The organism is Sneathiella sedimenti, from assembly GCF_017313765.1.
Taxonomy (GTDB): domain Bacteria; phylum Pseudomonadota; class Alphaproteobacteria; order Sneathiellales; family Sneathiellaceae; genus Sneathiella; species Sneathiella sedimenti.
In genome coordinates, this window is record NZ_JAFLNC010000002.1 from 777358 (window position 1) to 794170 (window position 16813).

Here is a 16813-nt window from a genome sequence, read left to right on the forward strand (position 1 = left end):
TGGCAGTCGGCGCATCTGGAAGGGAGAATATATGGACGCGCGTTACGTAAAAACAGTCACTGACGCCCGCAGCATCATTGAAGATCGTGACCTTGAGTTCGTCAAGGTGGGCGTCTTCGACATCGACGGCGTTCTGCGCGGCAAGTATCTCAGCAAAGACAAATTCTTCAGCATTCTTGAAACCGGGTTCGGCTTTTGCGATGTGGTGCTCGGCTGGGACGTCAATGACCAGCTCTACGACAGCGACAGCTATACCGGTTGGTCGAACGGTTACGCCGATGCCAAGGTGGTGCCGATCATCGATAGCTGCCGGGAATTACCGCTAGAAGATAACATGCTGTTTTTCCAGCTTGAATTCGGCGACCGCGCCGCCCATGTCTGCCCGCGCCAGACCCTCAAGCGGGTGATTAAGCGGGCGGCGGATATGGGGATCAAGGCAACCGCTGCCTGCGAGTATGAGTTTTTCCTCTTCCGGGAGACCCCGCATTCGGTACGCGAGAAGAACTATCGCGACCTTACCAATTTCACGCCCGGCTTTTTCGGGTATTCAATGCTGCGCGCCTCTGTCGAGCATGATTTTTACGAGCAGCTTCTCTCACTCTGCCAGACAATGGACATTCCGATTGAAGGCCTCCATACCGAAACCGGACCCGGTGTGCTGGAAGCGGCGCTCGCCTATGACGAGGTATTGAAGGCTGCCGACAAGGGAGCATTGTTCAAGACCTTCACCAAGATTCTGGCGCAAAAGAATGACCTGATGGCCACCTTCATGGCGAAATGGTCGCCGGATTATCCGGGCCAGAGCGGACATATTCATCTCTCGCTTCAGGACAAGAACGGCAAGGGGCTCTTCTTTGACGAGAGCAAGGAAGGTAATTTCAGCGAGACCATGCGCCATTTCATCGGTGGCCAACAGAAGCTGATGCCGGAGCTTCTCGCCATGATCGCGCCCACGATTAATAGCTATACGCGGATGATTCCCGGTTTCTGGGCACCGACGGAGGCAAGCTGGGGCATTGAGAACCGCACCACGGCCCTGCGAGTGATTCCCGGATCGGAAAAATCCCAGCGTGTGGAATACCGGATCGCCGCGGCGGATATCAATCCGCATATCGCCATTGCGGCGGCGCTTGGGTCCGGTCTCTGGGGGATCGAGAACAAGATCGAGCCAACGGCGGCGGTCGTCGGTAATGCCTATGAGCAGGAATTTCCGGACGATCTTACGTTGCCCAAAACCCTCTGGGATGCGACGCAGAAGCTGAAACAGTCCACGGCGGCGCGCGAGCTCTTTGGTGATGCCTTCGTCGATCATTACGCCGTGACCCGCGAATGGGAGGAGCGGGAGTTCCGCAAAGCCATTACGGACTGGGAATTGCAGCGTTATTTCGAGATTATCTGATTGGCTTGAGGGGCAGGCTCAGGAGGGGAAGTTCGCGCGCATCCTCGACTTCTGACCGGCACCAGCCGATCTGCTTTGCCCCCATCCTGCGGTAAAATCCGACCGCGTTGGGATCGGCCTCGATCCTGAGATGGCCGAAGCCCAGGCCTGTCGCTTTCTGGACCGCGTGGGAGAGCAGGGCCCGTCCGTATCCTTTCCCCATATGCAGCGGGGAAACATAGAGAAGTTGAAGTTCAGCCTCCTCTGGTGCATATGAGGCGAGATAGAATCCCGCGATATGGCCTTTTCTCTCAATCACACCGCTGTCCCAGTCGGTAATCATCCGCGGTGTGACAGTCAGAACAGCCTCGCAGGCGCGCATGAATTCGTCGGAATATCCCCAAAAAGCCTTGGCCGTCAGGGCAACCTCGGTCATTTCCGGGCAATCCTTTTCACTGGCGGGTCTGATCTTTGGCGATGACAACATGTCGGAAATATTCCTATCATGGGGTAAAATCGCGTTCTTTATCTTCCTTTAGCCGGGGTTCCGCAAGTTGCTTTTTACCATCGATCGAAACCTGCAAAAACCGGTTCAGAACCAGTTGCGCGAGCAGATAATCGCCGCCCTTATGAATGGGCTGTTGGCCGCCGGGGAGAAAATGCCGTCGAGTCGCAAGCTGGCAAAGGACCTCGGTATCTCGCGCACCACTGTAATGATTGTCTATGACAAGCTGGTGGAGGGGGAATTCCTTGTCGCGGTGCCTCGCTCAGGCTATCGCGTCAGCGATATCGCTGCAAACGCCGAAACATTGCCGCAAAGGACGCCGGACAGGGAAGAAGGCTGCAGCGCAGTTGATTGGGAAAGCCTGCTCGACAGCCGCCTCGGGCGACAGCGGAATATCGTCAAGCCCCTGAACTGGCAGGACTATCCCTATCCCTTCGTATATGGGCAGCCCGATGCGAGCCTGTTTCCCTTACCGGCCTGGCGGGAATGCTCCCGTCAGGCGATGAGCCGGCTCGCCATGCGGGACTGGGCGAATGACGCCGTGATGGCGGATGATCCGGAACTGATTACGGAGATCCGCTCAAAGCTGCTGCCCAAAAGGGGTATATATGCGGACAAAACGGAAATCCTGATCACCCTCGGGGCGCAGAACGCGCTCTATCTTATCGCGGCCCTGCTAATGCGGGAGGGAATGGCTGTCGGGATAGAGGACCCGGGCTATCCCGACGCGCGCAATATCTTTGACCGGCGCGGGGTGTCCCTGATACCGCTTGGCGTGGATGAGGACGGGGTTATCATTGATGACAATGTTGCGAGGTCGAAAATTCTCTATGTTACGCCGAGCCACCAGTATCCGACAACAGTGACCCTCTCGCCGGAGCGTCGAAAGGCGCTCCTGACCTCGGCGGCGGTGACGGGCTCGCTCATTATCGAGGATGATTTCGAGAGCGATACCAACTATATGGGCGATGCCGTTTCCGCGCTCAAATCAGAGGATCGCGACGGACGGGTAATCTATGTCGGCAGCCTGTCGAAATCCATGTTTCCGGGCTTGAGGCTTGGCTTTATTGTCGCGCCGGAACGTCTGATCCGGGAACTGCGCTTCCTGCGGCGTCTGATGCTCCGTCACGCGCCGAGCAATAACCAGCGTACGACGGCCTTGTTTATCGCGCAGGGCTATCACCTGTCCTATATCCACAAGCTTCACAAAGCCTATGGCGAGCGTTGGCACCGTATGGCGGCGGCGCTGACCACGCATATGCCGGGCATGACGCGGGCACCGCGGTTCGGCGGGACAAGTTTCTGGGTCAAGGGACCGGAGGGACTTGATGCCGAGATCCTGGCGGAGCGCGCCCTCGACCAGGGGGTGGTGCTGGAACCGGGCGCCATCCATTTCATGGAGCCGGCAACGGGTCAGAGGTACTTCCGCCTTGGCTTTTCCTCCATCGCTCTGGACCGGATAGAGGAGGGAATCCGGCGGCTTGCCGCCCTGCTGTAAACCGGCACATCCCAATCTGGTAGATATGAATGGGTGAAACTGGTACTATCTCGAATGACAAGAATGACTTACCTAATTTCTATCGACATTTTCACCAAATCCGGAAAAATCGGGGGTTGCCATGGGATACAGCACAATTGAAGTAGAACCACTAACGTCTTGTATTGGTGCGGAGATTGCCGGTGTCGACCTATCCAAATCCCTGTCTGACGAGCAGTTTCAGGATGTCCATGACGCGCTCGTCGATAACCATGTCGTCTTCTTCCGTAATCAGGAGATCACGCCGGAGGGCCAACTTGAGTTTGCCCGCCGCTTTGGCACCCCGGAAGTGCATCCTATCGTCGAAGGCTCGAACGCCCATCCCGAACTGATCGAGGTTCTGAAACCCGCGGGCGAGGGCGCATCCTTCGGAACGGGCTGGCATACGGACAACACATTCTTTGAAAAGCCGACAATTATTACCATGCTCTACGGGATTGATATCCCGCCAGTTGGCGGTGATACGCTCTGGGCCAGCATGGAGGCGGCCTATGACGCCCTCTCGGACGGCATGAAGGAACTACTCGACGGGTTGGTTGCCGTGCATTCGGCGCGCGTTGCCTTTGATCCGCGCCACACGCGCGAGAAATATGAAGGCAAACATAGCCTCAAGTATAAATATTCCGAGGCGGTGGAGGTGGAAGTCGAGCATCCGCTGATCCGGACCCATGAAATTTCCGGCCGCAAGAGCATTTTCGTCAACCCGATGTTCACCCTCCGCATCAAGGGCATGACGGATGCGGAAAGTGCGCCACTACTGAAATATCTCTATGAGTTCTCGACCAAGCCTGAATTTTTTTGCCGCTTCCGCTGGCAGGAGAAATCTGTCGCCATGTGGGATAACCGCTGCACCCAGCATTATGCCATGAACGACTATGTTCAGTACCGGCGGTTTATGCGCCGGGTCACCATTGGCGGCGATACGCGCCCTGTATAAGGAATAAGTCTGGTCATGGCGGGCAAAACGGCGCGATTACTGGTGCTTGACGGTTACCCGAAGGAACATCGCGGTCCCTTGGCGGACAATGGCGGGACCCTCGCGGGCGATCTGTATGCGCGGATGCTGAAAGAATGCGAGCCTGGATGCGAGGTGGATATCGTTTTCCCGGCGGATGCAGACTGCACGCTTCCCTCCGGCACCGCTCTTGATGGCTATCACGGGATCTGCTGGACCGGATCGAGCCTGACCATTCATGACGAGAGTGACACGCGCGTGACCCGCCAGATCGCGTTCGCCAAGGCCGCATATGAGGCGCGGGTGCCGATGTTTGGCAGCTGCTGGGCAGCGCAGATGGCCGTGACGGCGGCGGGCGGTAAATGCGCAAAGAACCCGAAGGGGCGGGAGTTCGGGCTTGCCCGCAAGATCAGCCTGAATGACGCAGGCCGCGCCCACCCGATGTTTGGGGGGAAAAAGGCGGTTTTCGATGGCTTCACCAGCCATGAGGATGAAGTCCAGGAGCTTCCCGACGGGGCTGTCCTGCTTGCCGGAAATGATTTCACCCGGGTGCAGGCGGTGGACGTGACCCATAAGGGCGGCAGCTTCTGGGCGGTGCAATATCATCCCGAATATGACTTTAACGAGGTGGCAAGCCTCTGCCGCTGGCGCCGGGAAGGGCTGACAAAGCAGGGAAATTTCGCGTCACTGGAGGATGCGGACCAGTTTATCGGCAAGATGCAGGCCCTGCATGAGGCGCCGGGCGCATCTTATCTTCGCTGGCAGCTTGGGGTGGACGATGATGTGCTGGAAACCCGTATAAAGCAGCAGGAAGTCCGCAACTGGCTGGCCGTGAAAATTCATCCCCGGCTCAATGACTAGGGATGAAACTGGCCGGGACGTCAGGCGATCATGATCCGGTCGCGGCCAATTTTGTCAATTATGCTCTGCGGGGGCAGCTGATCGGTCAGGAGCAGGTCAATGGCGTCAAAACCGCATACCTTGACCACTCCTGGTCGATTGAATTTCGTATGATCGGCCACCACGATCACGCTGGCGGCCTGTGGCAGGATCGCTCGCTTGAACTCGGCTTCCCCAAGATCGCAATCGAGAAATCCCTGGTCGGCACTGATAGCCGCGATCGAGAGGATGGCGCGCTCCGTCGCGAATTGCTTGGCGAAATTGACCGCTGTCGGTCCGTAGGCCGCGCTGTCGTCGGCGCGAATTTCTCCACCGGCCATGAAAACCTTGTTATTGTTGCGGGCGCAAAGATCGCGCGCTACCTCCGTCGAATTGGTCACGACCGTCAGTTCCCGGTGGGAGCTCAACGCCTTGGCGACGTAGCAGGAGGTGCTGCCGTTGTCGATCAGCAGGGTCTCCCCATCGACGATAAGCGAGGCCGCCAGTTCTGCGATGCGTTGCTTGACCGTGCGCTGCGCTTCAAGACGGCGCAGGAACGGGGCCTCAAGCGCGGTATTGGGCAGCATCACCCCGCCATGGATTTTTTCGACCGCGCCGAACTTTGCCATTTCCTTGATGTCGCGGCGAATCGTTTCGTCCGACACTCCCAACCGCTTCGCCAAATCGATAATTCCACAGGATCTTTCGATTTGCAGCATGTTCATGATGGCGAGTTGCCGTTTCGTCTGCTTCATTTTTCCCTGCCTACAACTGGCATTAGAAGACTATTTCGCTTCTTAAGTAGCATGTTTTGGGAAAAAATGAAACAGGATGTGGAATTCCACATTTTTCGCCGGTTCAAGACACAAAATTCGTCCATGAAAATTCGGAACGGTGAAAAATTCTGGTTAGAAATTTGTGGAAAAATGTTAGAAATCTCGAACGCCAAGATTGGAGAGTATAGATGTCGGATAGTTTGAAAACAATCAGCCCGGTGGATGGCAGCGTCTATGTGGAACGCGCCTATACGCCCCTTTCACGGATAGAGGAAATGCTCGATGCGGCGCGCACCGCTCAGAAGGCGTGGCGAAAGAAGTCGGTTGCTGAACGCGCGACGCTGCTCACAAAATGTGTCGATAATTTCGTTTCCAAGAAGGATATGATCGTTGAGGAACTGGCCTGGCAGATGGGCCGGCCGGTAAAGTTCGGCGCGGGCGAGGTTGGCGGATTCGAGGAACGTTCCCGCCATATGATCGCGATTGCGGAAGCGGCGCTTCAGCCTGTCGAAGTTCAGGAAAAGTCGGGTTTTACACGTTTCATCAAGCGGGAGCCTGTCGGCGTCGTTTTCACCATTGCGCCCTGGAATTTCCCCTATATGACCGCCGTGAATTCCATTGTCCCGGCGCTGATGGCGGGAAATGCCGTTATCTTGAAACATGCGACGCAGACCCATCTTTGTGGCGAACGGATGGTGGAAGCCTTCGTCGAGGCGGGCCTGCCTAAGGACCTTTTCCAGATTGTTGTCGCCAGCCACCAGACAGCGGCGGCCATCATCCAGTCCGACAAGGTGAATTATGTCTGCTTTACCGGATCTGTTCCGGCGGGCAAGGCGATTGAGGCGGCGGCGGTCGGCCATTTCCTCGGTGTCGGGCTCGAGCTGGGCGGCAAGGATCCGGCCTATGTTCGCGCAGATGCCGATATTGCTTATGCCGCGGAAAATCTGGTCGACGGGGCAATGTTCAATTCCGGTCAGTCCTGCTGCGGGATTGAGCGGATCTATGTTCATGCCGATGTCTATGACGATTTCGTCGAGAAATTCGTAGAGGTGGTAAAGGGCTACAAGCTCGGCTCTCCCGTCGATCCGGAAACGACCCTTGGTCCGCTCGTCAATGCGGCGGCGGCGGATTTCGTGCGTGGCCAGGTTGCCGATGCGGTGAAGGCGGGCGCCAAATCGCTGATCGATCCCGCGCTTTTCCCCGAGAATAAACCAGGTACGCCCTATCTGGCGCCCGATGTGGTCGTCGATGTTGATCACAATATGCGGATTATGACCGAGGAAAGCTTCGGCCCGGTTGTCGGGATCATGAAGGTGGCTTCCGATGACGAGGCTGTCAGCCTGATGAATGACAGCGAATTCGGCCTGACCGCCTCCGTCTGGACCAATGACGAGGCCGCGGCCATCCGCATTGGCGATCAGGTCGAGACCGGAACCTGGTTCATGAACCGTTGCGACTATCTCGACCCCGCGCTTGCCTGGACGGGCGTCAAGAATTCCGGCCGGGGCTGCACCTTGTCGTCTGTGGGCTATGAAAGCCTGACGCGACCCAAATCCTATCATTTGCGAACCAAGATTTAAGGGAACCTATATGTCAACTGACGCGAACGCCCTTGCGGGGAACTGGAACTATCCGACGGCCATGCGGTTCGGCGTGGGCCGATTGCAGGAACTGGGGGCGACCTGCCGGGACGTGGGAATGAAAAACCCGCTTTTGGTGACCGATCCCGGCCTCGCGACACTGCCGATGATCCAGGAGGCGATGGACTCTTGCAAAAAGGCCGGCCTAGGCTGTGTTCTTTTTAGTGATATCAAGGCAAATCCGGTCGGCAGGAATGTCGACGAGGGTGTCGCGGTTTACCGGGCAGGCGGGCATGACGGCGTGATCGCGTTTGGCGGCGGGTCCGGCATTGATGCGGCCAAGGCAGTTGCGGTGATGGCGGCGCAGAAGGAGACATTGTTCGGCTATCTTGAGGGTGGACGCGACTGGGAGGATATCCCGGCCGCCGATATTCCCCCGATCATCGCCATTCCGACAACCTCCGGCACGGGTTCGGAAGTCGGGCGCGCCTCGATCATTACCGACGAGACAAACCATGTAAAACGCATCGTCTTTAATCCGAAGATGATGCCTTCCGCCGTCATCGGCGATCCGGCCCTGACGGTGGGGCTGCCGAAGGTCATTACGGCGGCAACAGGCATGGATGCGCTGTCGCATAACCTGGAGGCATATTGTTCGCCGCATTTTCACCCGATGGCGGAGGGGATCGCCATTGAGGGGATCCGCCTGGTGAAGGAATATCTGCCCACGGCAACCTTCGAAGGGACTGATCTTGTCGCCCGCAGCCAGATGATGATTGCGTCCTCGATGGGGGCGACGGCGTTTCAGCGGGGCCTTGGCGGCATGCATGCGCTCGCCCATCCTCTCGGCGCGCTTTATGATGCGCACCACGGCATGCTGAATGCCATCCTGATGCCCTATGTGCTGATCCGCAACCGGGAGGTTATCGCCGATCGGCTTACGCGGCTCTCCGCCTATCTTGGATTGGCCAATCCGTCGTTTGATTCTTTCCTGAAATTCGTTTTGGCCCTGCGCGAGGAGCTGGATATCCCGAACGATCTCTCGGCCCTTGATATTGATACGGCGCGGTCGGACCTTGTCGGTCGCATGGCGGTGGAAGACCCTTCCGCTGGCGGAAACCCGATTTCCCTCAGCTCGGATGACTACAGCCGTCTTTTTGAGAAGGCCGTGACAGGCGATCTATCGGGCTAGTTGCGACCAACTGGAATTTTATGTGGGAAAATTCCGGGAAAATGTTGGGTTTCTTGGAATTTTACTCGCAACTGTTTCTATCACTACATATAACAGGTAAGACTGAACAATAAAATCTGGCAAAAAGGTCAAGCGTTTTGGACGGAACAATTGTTCTTATTAATCTTTTGGGCGGGGTCGCACTCCTTTTGTGGGGCCTGCGGATGGTCAGCACGGGCGTCATGCGCGCCTTTGGCCGTGAGCTCGGCCTCTTCCTGAAGTTTTGCCTGCGTGACCGTGTCCGCGCCTTCTTTGGCGGGCTGACGGTGACCATGATGCTGCAAAGCAGTACGGCGACGGCCTTGTTGACGGCGTCCTTCGCCGGGCGCGGCCTGTTGCCCGCCACGGCCGCCATTGCCATACTTCTCGGCGCGGATGTGGGGACAACCCTTGTCGCCCAGGTGCTGAGTCTTGATCTCTCCCTTCTTGCGCCGGTATTGCTGTTCGCTGGATATGTCCGCCATGCCACGGCGAACTCGACGAGGGCGAAAAATCTCGGGCGTATTATGCTGGGCCTCGGGATCATGCTGAGCGCGCTGAAAATGCTCGCCCTCGCGTCGGAGCCGATCCGCGATTCGTCCGTCTCGCAATTCGTGCTGAGCTCTCTTTCCGGTGAGCCGGTGCTGGTGGTTCTGATCGCGGCGGTCATCACCCTGATTGCCCATTCCTCCCTCGCGACGGTTCTGTTTGCGGTATCGCTGTCACTCAGCGGTCATTTCCCGATTGATGTTGCCTATGCCATTGTCCTGGGGGCTAATCTTGGTGGCGCCGCCCCGCCGATCATGGCGACATTGAAGGCCGAAAAGGCGGCGCGGCGGGCACCACTTGCCAATCTTATCTGTCGACTGGTTGTGGTCATAATTACCATCCCCTTTATCGGCCTGATCGAGCCGCAGCTGGCGGCGTTCGAGGCCGAGCCCGTGCGGCAGATCGTCAATTTTCATACCCTGATCAACCTTACCTGTGCCGTTCTCTTCCTGCCCTTTGTCGGACCGCTTGGCCGCCTGACGGAGCGATTGCTCCCCGAGGATACGGAAGAGGATACAAATACACCGCAGCCGCAATATCTCGACAAGGCTGCCCTGGAAAGCCCGCAGCTTGCCATGGCGAATGCGGTGCGCGAGACCCTGCGGATGGGGGATGTGCTGGAAAAAATGTGCCGCTGCCTGCGTCAGACCCTTGGCGGGAAGGAAGTACAGATTTTTCGTCAGATCCGCGAGGAAAACAATGTAATCAAGGAATTTGACGGCGCGATCAAAGCCTATCTGACGCAACTCGGTCGGGAATCGCTCGATGAGCAGGACGAAAAACGCTGTACCGAGATATTGAATTTCACAACGGCCATCGATCATATCAGCAATATTGTCGTGATGAACATGCTGGAGCTGGTGGAGACGGTTCATAAGAACCAGATCGCCCTGTCGGATGAGGATTTACAGGATGAAATCCGCCTGCTGGATATGGTTCTTGTCAATCTCCGCATGGCCTTCAGCGTCATGATGACGGGAAATGCGGTCACGGCCAGTAACCTCATTCAGCGCAAGAAGACCTTCAGGGAGACGGAAAGACGCGCGGTGGATGACCATTTGCAGCGCCTCCGGAGTGACCAGATGCTGGATCAAGAAGCCAGTGCCATTCACCTGAGCCTGCTCAGTGACATGCGCCGCATCAACTCGCTGTTGTCGTCAAATGCCTATCTGGTCGCAGGCCAGAAGGAGCAATAAGCGCTTCACCCCTCCAGCAGGGGAAACATCCGGTCGGGAAAATCGGTGATCACCGCATCGGCTCCCCAGTCGAGAAGCTTTTTCGCCTCCTCCGGATCGTTGACAGTATAGACAAGCACGCGAAACCCCGCGTCCCTGATGGCCTTGATATGGTCTTTCGTCACATAATGCCGTTCGCAGTGAAGGGACGCGCAGTCATATTCCGCCATCCGTCGTTCCCAGTCGGGCGGAATTGCGGAGGTGAGATAGCCAAGAGGAACATCGGGGAGATACCGCCGGACCTCGATCAGGCATTCCACCGCGAAGGAGGAAATCAGCAGGGGTATTTCTTCAGGCCAATGGACGAGTAGTTCCTCCGCCACCCGTTCGGCGGTTGGAATCTGCCAGCCGACCGTGGGCTTGATCTCAAGGTTCAGGCCCTGGCCCAGTTCCCCGATCACATCGATTGCCTCTTTCAATGTCGGGATGCGTTCCCCGCCGAACTCCGGGCCAAACCAGCTCCCGGCATCGAGGGTGCGTACCTCCTCCAACGATTTGAGGAGGATCGGGCCGCGGCCATTGGTGCAGCGGCGCACGTCGCTGTCATGCTGGATGACAGCCACGGAGTCCTGTGTCAGCGTGACGTCGATTTCAACAAATCTGGTGTTGAGCTCCGCTGCCTTGCGAAGGGACGCCAGGGTATTTTCCGGCGCATGTCCGCAGGCACCGCGATGGCCGATGATTTTTGGCATTTGTTGAAACAGGTTTTCTGCGATCATCGTCCCAATTCCTTCAGCGACCAGTCGATGGGTGTCTGCCCGGTCTGGCTAAGATAGTCATTTGCTTTTGAAAAATGGCCGTTCCCGATAAAGCCACGGTGCGCCGACAGCGGTGACGGGTGCGGGCTTTGCAGGACGAGATGTCGCTGCCGGTCGATAAAGCTGCCCTTCTTCTGCGCATAGCTGCCCCAGAGAAGAAACACGATATGCTCCCGCTTTTCATTCAGGGCGGCGATGGCCGCATCGGTAAATTGTTCCCAGCCCTTGCCCTGGTGGGCGCCTGCCTTGGCCTGTTCCACCGTCAGAACCGCATTGAGCAGCAAGACACCCTGGTTAGCCCATTGTTCCAGATTACCATGGTTAGGAAAGGGAAGGCCGAGATCGCGGTTCAGTTCCTTGTAGATATTGCGCAGCGAAGGCGGGATCTGAATTCCGGGCGGGACCGAGAAGCTGAGGCCATGGGCCTGGCCGGGCCCGTGATAGGGATCCTGCCCGAGGATAACCAGCTTCACTTGATCAAAGGGGGTGTGATCAAGGGCGGCGAAAATGTTGCCGCCGGGTGGAAAGATGACTTTTCCGGCGGCTTTCTCCGCCACCAGAAATGCCCGCAAATCACGCATATACTGTTTGTCGAATTCGGGTTGTAACTGCTCGAGCCAGCTTTTTTCCAGCTTAATATCGCTCAAACCCGCCCCTCTTAATTCCTTGGGAAGGGGCCGGAATCGGACCCTTGGTTGCATCTTCTATTGTTTTATTATGGATTCGGTTCATTGCAAAATAATTATGCCCCGAAAGTTCTTATTTTGTCCTCCGCTTGCGCGATGTTCCACCTTTGGCTTTGGTCACTTTTTCCAGAGGGGTGGCAAGAAGGCCTTTCGGCAGCAGGACGACGCTAATCATAAAGGCGATTCCGAGAATCAGGATCCAGTAATCGCCGAATATCTCTGACAGCCAGCTTTCCGCCGTCCGGGTCAGGATCGCGCCCAGAAAGGCGGCGAGCAGCATCTCCTTGCCGCCGATGGCGACCCAGATCAGCGCCTCCGTCGAGAGGGTGAAGCCGATCAGGGTGGGGGAGGCAAAGCCGTCGAGGGTCACGAAGATGGCACCGGCGAGACCGGCAATCGCCGCGCTCAGTGCAAAAACGGAAAGGCGGATCGTCAGCACATTGTAGCCGAGTGACGCCAGCCGGTCCGGATGGGTGCGACTGGCCGTCAGTTTCAGTCCGTAGGCGGAGCCCAAGAGCCAGGTTACAAGGAAATAGACAAGGGTGACGACACACAGCACCGCGTAGAATGTCGGCAGGCGATCCCAAAACTCATAGCTTGCGCCGAAGAAGGTGAGCTTGATCGGTGGGACATTGAGCAGGCCGTTATAGCCGCCAAGGGCATACCAGTTGTTCATCAATCGCTCCAGCACCAGCGCCATGGCGAGGGTGATGATGGCGAGATAGGCGCCGCTGATGCCACGGCCGGCAAACAGGAAATAACCGAGCGCGAGGGCGAAGAGTGCCGATCCCGCCATGGCGGCGAGCAGGCCGAGATAACTGCTGGTAAGCTCCGGCAGGATCATGCCCTTGGTCAGGACCGCCATGATATAGCCCCCGATCCCGAAAAACATCGCCTGCCCGAAGCAGAGGATGCCGCCATACCCCCAGACCAAGGATAAGGACATGGCGAGCAGGCCATAGACGAGATAGGCGGTCAACTGCCCGGTCCAGTAACCGCCAATGACGAGCGGAGAGGCGGCAAGGGCGGCAAAGACGAGCAGCGCGATGAGGCTATTTCGCACGGCGTCCTCCCATGATGCCTTCGGGTTTCAACCGGATGATGAGGATGGCAATGATATATACCGTGATGAGCGCCGCGACCGGGGATATCCAGACCGCCAGCAGGTTGTTGACACCGCCGACAACAGCGCCGCCGACCAGCACCCCGGCAAGCGGTCCGGCGCCCCCGACAAGGATGGACAGGAAGCCCGGCACCAGATAGCCAAGCCCCATCTGCGGATCGACGCTGATAATGGGAGCGACAAGGGCCCCGGCCAGCCCGGCGAGCGAGGTGCCGATCACGAAGCTCCGGCGATACATCCGCCGGGTATCGATGCCAAGCGTGGCGGCAGTGTCCGGGCGGGCAATGACAGCGCGGGCCATCAGGCCGAAGTCCGTGCGGGTGAACAGCCAGAAAGTACCAGCGATGAGAAAAATAGATGTCGCCATCAGGACCAGCCGGTACAGCGGATAGCTGAAGGCGCCGATGTCGAGGCTGCCGTCAATGGGCAGGGTTACGCTGTGAGATTCAGGCCCGAAAGTCAGCACAACGAGTTGCTTTAGGGCAATGGAAAGGCCCCAGGTCGCCAAAATGGTATCGAGGGGGCGGAGATAGATATGGCGGATCAATGCGGCCTCGATCAGGAGCCCGAGAAACCCGACAATGACCGGGGCGAGGAGTATTCCGGCTAGAAAAGGGAGCCCGGCGTCCTGCGTTGCCACCATCACATAGGCGCCGATCATGAACAGCTCCCCATGGGCCATATTGATCACGCCCATCATGCCGAAGACGATCATCAGGCCAAGCGCGACCAGAACCAGAATCAGGATATATGAGGTAACATCGAGGAATATCGGAAAAAGTTCATACATTACATCAACAACCTAAACCGAAAGATAACGCTGCAGCAGGCTGTCATCCTGGCGCAGAGTCTCAATATCGCAGCGTTCCTGGATGGCCCCGTTTTCCATGAACAGAACCTCATCGGCGAGGGTGCGGACCATATCCACATTCTGTTCCACGATCAGGATTCCAAGGCCGGTTTCATGGGCGATATGTCCTAGCTGGACCCCGATTTCATGAACGATGCTGGGCTGGATTCCCTCCGTCGGTTCATCGAGAAGGAGCATTTTGGGCCCCCCGATCAGCGCCCGCGCAATGGCGAGGATTTGCTGCTGCCCACCGGAAAAGGTTCCGGCCCGTTGATCCGCCCGTTCTTTCAGGATCGGAAACCAGTCATATATTTTCTCGAGCGACAGAACAGGCCCGCCTTCATGGCCGAGCAGGCTGAGACGGAGGTTTTCGGCAACGGTGAAATCGGCGAAAATCTCCCGTCCCTGCGGTACATACCCCATTCCGGCGCGGGAAATTTGATGGGTCGACTGTTTCTCGATTGGCAGCCCATCGAAAATGATCCGGCCCGTTTGCGCCCGGATCAGCCCCATTATGGTTTTCAGCAGCGTCGTTTTGCCCATGCCGTTCCGGCCCATCAGGGCGGTGACTCTGCCAGAGGCGATCCGGCAGGAGAAATCTCGGAGCACAAGCGCCTCGCCATAGCCGGCGGAAAGACCTTCCATCTCAAGCATCGGCAACCGCCTCCGCCTGACCGAAATAAAGAGCCTTCACCTCCGCGTCGTTGCGAATTTCGGCGAAATTGCCGGATTTCAGGATCTGGCCTTTCGACATGACATGCAGCGGGCAGGCGAGATGCTCGATAAACCCCACGTCATGCTCAATCACCAGCACCGTTATTCGGCGTTCCCGGTTGATTTTGGTGATCAGATCGGCCGTGGCCCGGGTTTCCGCCCCGGTCATTCCCGCGGTAGGCTCATCAAGCAGGATGAGGGACGGGGCCTGGGCCAGCAACAACCCGATTTCAAGCCATTGTTTCTGGCCATGGGCAAGCTCCCCGGCGAGCAGGGACGCCGCACTGGTCAGGTTAATCTGCGCGAGGATATCGTCAATGGCCGTCCGCTGATTATTGTTTCTTGCGGCGATGATAAGGTTTTCCCGAAGCGTGAGTTCCTCAAATATCGCCGGGACCTGGAACTTGCGGCCGATCCCGAGGCGGGCGATTTTGTGCGGGGGCCAGCCTGTAATATCAAGGCTTCTAAACCGGACCTGGCCTGTATCCGGTTTCAGGACGCCGGTGATCAGGTTAAAGAGGGTTGATTTCCCGCAGCCGTTCGGTCCGACGAGGGCATTCAGGCTGCCTTCCTTGATATTTAGTGAAAAATCATCGACGGCGCGAAGCCCGTCAAAATTCTTGCACAGCGATTTCAACTCGAGAAAAGACATGCGCGGTCAACCGATTCAGTTTATTTTATAGGCATACTTACAAATTAAGAACGTGCACATACAAAGTTTTAATATGTGTACGGATGAATTTTTGAATTTTTTCAGTAAAATCCTGACATTATGTCGATACATACCGGTAATTATTTGATTCCTATGCAGTAACTGGCATAACCATGCACAATTCAATTTAACACACAACCATTTTGTTTTGCCGGGAACCCGGTATCTGAACGATAACGAGGACATAGTGATGATTGAGATTTCCAGACGAAAATTCATCGGTGCAATGGGGGCGACTGTTGTTGCGTCGTCGATTGGCATGCCTGCGATCGCCGCCGGGAAGACCATTAAGATCGGGGCTGTGCAGCCTTTCTCTGGCGGGCTGGAGCTGTTTGGCAACCAGGCGAAAATGGGGTTGAATCTTGCGGTCTCGGAAATTAACGCCGCGGGTGGTATTCTCGGTCACAAGGTTGAAATGCTCTATGAGGACGGCAAGACGGACCCGAAAACCTCCGTCGAGAAGGCGAAGAAGCTGATCGAGCGTGATGAGGTTCTTGCGATTTCCGGCCCGATCACCTCCGCCGGCCGCGATGCCATGGCCGCGACGATGGAGCGGGGCAAAACGCCGCTGCTCTACGCAACCAACTATGAAGGCGGCATCTGCAACCGCTACCTTTTCTCCTTCAACACCGTACCGAACCAGGATACAGCCCCGCTCATCCCGTATCTCAAGGACGAGGGCATTGGCGACAGTTATTATTTGTTCGGGGCGGATTACGTCTGGCCGCGCAACATGTTCAAGACCGCGAAGACCATTATCGGCGATATCGGCGGCACCACTGTCGGTGAGGAATACACGCCTTTCGGCGTCAAGGATTTCTCCTCCATCATTCGCAAGATTGCGGATTCCGGTGCCAAGATCCTGTTGTTCGCCCTTCCCGGTGCCGATGGGATCACCTTCATCAAGCAGGCAGAGGAATTTGGCCTGACGAAGAATGTGACAATTGCCTTCCTTGGCTTTGCGGAGACCTACCTCGGTGCGTTTGGGCCGGGCAAGGGCGAGGGGATGTATGCGGGCGTACCGTTCGTGGCGAACTCGCCGGAACCGGGCGTTCAGGATTTCGTTGCCAAGATTCGCAAAGAGAATGGCGATGATGCGGTTGTTTCCTTCTATGTGATGACCCATTATAATTCCCTGATTGCGCTGAAGGGTGGTCTTGAAAAGGCTGGCAAGGTGGATCGGGAAGCCCTGATCGACGGTATGGCCGGACTGTCCTTTGAGATTCCGACAGGCCCGGCGATGATCACAAAGGAAGATCATCACACGGCCATGAATATGTATATCGCCAGGACGAAAGACGGCACGTTGAATGTGGCGAAGAAACTTGGTGTTATCGAGCCTGCGCCGCAGTGCGGCTAAGTTAGG

Annotated in this window: 16 protein-coding genes; 8 read left to right on the top strand and 8 right to left on the bottom strand. The window is 57.0% G+C overall.

The genetic code is table 11. The annotated features are described in order from the left end of the window. Positions 1-31 precede the first annotated feature (31 nt). Positions 32-1399 (top strand): glutamine synthetase family protein, encoded by a 1368-nt coding sequence (locus tag J0X12_RS08845; RefSeq protein WP_207044409.1) that lies wholly within the window; start codon positions 32-34, stop codon positions 1397-1399. Here the strand turns inward: J0X12_RS08845 and J0X12_RS08850 are convergent. After that, the gene (locus J0X12_RS08850; protein ID WP_207044411.1) at positions 1392-1865 is read right to left on the bottom strand and encodes a GNAT family N-acetyltransferase; all 474 of its coding nucleotides are present in this window, start codon (positions 1863-1865) and stop codon (positions 1392-1394) included. The genes J0X12_RS08845 and J0X12_RS08850 overlap by 8 nt on opposite strands. Positions 1866-1932: 67 nt before the next feature. Between J0X12_RS08850 and pdxR the strand changes: the two genes are divergently transcribed. The 3 genes from pdxR (at position 1933) to J0X12_RS08865 (ending at position 5236) form a co-directional block, all read left to right on the top strand. Then, positions 1933-3381, top strand: a complete 1449-nt coding sequence (gene pdxR, locus J0X12_RS08855; RefSeq protein ID WP_207044413.1) for a MocR-like pyridoxine biosynthesis transcription factor PdxR — start codon at positions 1933-1935, stop codon at positions 3379-3381. Between the two features lie 121 nt (positions 3382-3502). Beyond that, positions 3503-4357, top strand: coding sequence for a TauD/TfdA dioxygenase family protein (locus J0X12_RS08860; RefSeq protein WP_207044422.1), 855 nt, complete (start codon positions 3503-3505; stop codon positions 4355-4357). Positions 4358-4372: 15 nt separating this feature from the next. Further along, the gene (locus J0X12_RS08865; protein ID WP_207044423.1) at positions 4373-5236 is read left to right on the top strand and encodes a type 1 glutamine amidotransferase; all 864 of its coding nucleotides are present in this window, start codon (positions 4373-4375) and stop codon (positions 5234-5236) included. 20 nt (positions 5237-5256) lie between these two features. Here the strand turns inward: J0X12_RS08865 and J0X12_RS08870 are convergent, their stop codons facing one another. Continuing rightward, positions 5257-6009, bottom strand: a complete 753-nt coding sequence (locus J0X12_RS08870) for a DeoR/GlpR family DNA-binding transcription regulator (protein WP_207044424.1) — start codon at positions 6007-6009, stop codon at positions 5257-5259. A gap of 209 nt (positions 6010-6218) precedes the next feature. Between J0X12_RS08870 and J0X12_RS08875 the strand changes: the two genes are divergently transcribed. The 3 genes from J0X12_RS08875 to J0X12_RS08885 all read left to right on the top strand — a co-directional run bounded on the left by J0X12_RS08875 (position 6219) and on the right by J0X12_RS08885 (position 10565). Beyond that, entirely contained in the window at positions 6219-7610 is a 1392-nt protein-coding gene (locus J0X12_RS08875; RefSeq protein ID WP_207044425.1) for an aldehyde dehydrogenase family protein, read from the top strand. A gap of 10 nt (positions 7611-7620) precedes the next feature. Next, positions 7621-8802, top strand: coding sequence for an iron-containing alcohol dehydrogenase (locus J0X12_RS08880; protein WP_207044428.1), 1182 nt, complete (start codon positions 7621-7623; stop codon positions 8800-8802). Between the two features lie 137 nt (positions 8803-8939). Then, positions 8940-10565 (top strand): Na/Pi cotransporter family protein, encoded by a 1626-nt coding sequence (locus J0X12_RS08885; RefSeq protein WP_207044431.1) that lies wholly within the window; start codon positions 8940-8942, stop codon positions 10563-10565. Between the two features lie 5 nt (positions 10566-10570). Here J0X12_RS08885 and J0X12_RS08890 read toward each other — a convergent pair whose 3' ends face one another. From J0X12_RS08890 to J0X12_RS08915, 6 genes are all read right to left on the bottom strand, one after another. Continuing rightward, a complete protein-coding gene (locus J0X12_RS08890) occupies positions 10571-11323 on the bottom strand; it encodes a glycerophosphoryl diester phosphodiesterase (protein WP_207044434.1) in 753 nt (250 codons plus the stop codon). Next, positions 11320-12009, bottom strand: a complete 690-nt coding sequence (ung, locus tag J0X12_RS08895; RefSeq protein WP_237688041.1) for a uracil-DNA glycosylase — start codon at positions 12007-12009, stop codon at positions 11320-11322. The genes J0X12_RS08890 and ung overlap by 4 nt, the downstream gene beginning before the upstream one ends. A gap of 112 nt (positions 12010-12121) precedes the next feature. Next, on the bottom strand, positions 12122-13111 hold the full coding sequence (locus J0X12_RS08900; protein WP_207044440.1) for an ABC transporter permease subunit: 990 nt from the start codon (positions 13109-13111) through the stop codon (positions 12122-12124). After that, entirely contained in the window at positions 13101-13961 is an 861-nt protein-coding gene (locus J0X12_RS08905) for a branched-chain amino acid ABC transporter permease (RefSeq protein WP_207044441.1), read from the bottom strand. Before J0X12_RS08905 ends, J0X12_RS08900 begins: the two co-directional genes overlap by 11 nt. Positions 13962-13973: 12 nt before the next feature. Then, on the bottom strand, positions 13974-14675 hold the full coding sequence (locus J0X12_RS08910) for an ABC transporter ATP-binding protein (RefSeq protein ID WP_207044442.1): 702 nt from the start codon (positions 14673-14675) through the stop codon (positions 13974-13976). Continuing rightward, positions 14668-15387 (bottom strand): ATP-binding cassette domain-containing protein, encoded by a 720-nt coding sequence (locus tag J0X12_RS08915; protein ID WP_207044443.1) that lies wholly within the window; start codon positions 15385-15387, stop codon positions 14668-14670. The genes J0X12_RS08910 and J0X12_RS08915 overlap by 8 nt, the downstream gene beginning before the upstream one ends. Before the next feature lie 250 nt (positions 15388-15637). On the opposite strand from J0X12_RS08915, the gene J0X12_RS08920 reads away from it, so the two are divergent. Further along, a complete protein-coding gene (locus J0X12_RS08920; protein ID WP_207044444.1) occupies positions 15638-16807 on the top strand; it encodes a substrate-binding protein in 1170 nt (389 codons plus the stop codon). Positions 16808-16813: the final 6 nt, after the last annotated feature.

What these genes read in the sequence shown, in the direction of transcription:
- J0X12_RS08845 (WP_207044409.1), top strand. Translation starts at nt 32, where the DNA reads ATGGACGCGCGTTACGTAAAAACAGTCACTGACGCCCGCAGCATCATT.
- J0X12_RS08850 (WP_207044411.1), bottom strand. Translation starts at nt 1,865, where the DNA reads ATGTTGTCATCGCCAAAGATCAGACCCGCCAGTGAAAAGGATTGCCCG.
- J0X12_RS08860 (WP_207044422.1), top strand. Translation starts at nt 3,503, where the DNA reads ATGGGATACAGCACAATTGAAGTAGAACCACTAACGTCTTGTATTGGT.
- J0X12_RS08865 (WP_207044423.1), top strand. Translation starts at nt 4,373, where the DNA reads ATGGCGGGCAAAACGGCGCGATTACTGGTGCTTGACGGTTACCCGAAG.
- J0X12_RS08870 (WP_207044424.1), bottom strand. Translation starts at nt 6,009, where the DNA reads ATGAAGCAGACGAAACGGCAACTCGCCATCATGAACATGCTGCAAATC.
- J0X12_RS08875 (WP_207044425.1), top strand. Translation starts at nt 6,219, where the DNA reads ATGTCGGATAGTTTGAAAACAATCAGCCCGGTGGATGGCAGCGTCTAT.
- J0X12_RS08880 (WP_207044428.1), top strand. Translation starts at nt 7,621, where the DNA reads ATGTCAACTGACGCGAACGCCCTTGCGGGGAACTGGAACTATCCGACG.
- J0X12_RS08890 (WP_207044434.1), bottom strand. Translation starts at nt 11,323, where the DNA reads ATGATCGCAGAAAACCTGTTTCAACAAATGCCAAAAATCATCGGCCAT.
- J0X12_RS08905 (WP_207044441.1), bottom strand. Translation starts at nt 13,961, where the DNA reads ATGTATGAACTTTTTCCGATATTCCTCGATGTTACCTCATATATCCTG.
- J0X12_RS08910 (WP_207044442.1), bottom strand. Translation starts at nt 14,675, where the DNA reads ATGCTTGAGATGGAAGGTCTTTCCGCCGGCTATGGCGAGGCGCTTGTG.
- J0X12_RS08915 (WP_207044443.1), bottom strand. Translation starts at nt 15,387, where the DNA reads ATGTCTTTTCTCGAGTTGAAATCGCTGTGCAAGAATTTTGACGGGCTT.
- J0X12_RS08920 (WP_207044444.1), top strand. Translation starts at nt 15,638, where the DNA reads ATGATTGAGATTTCCAGACGAAAATTCATCGGTGCAATGGGGGCGACT.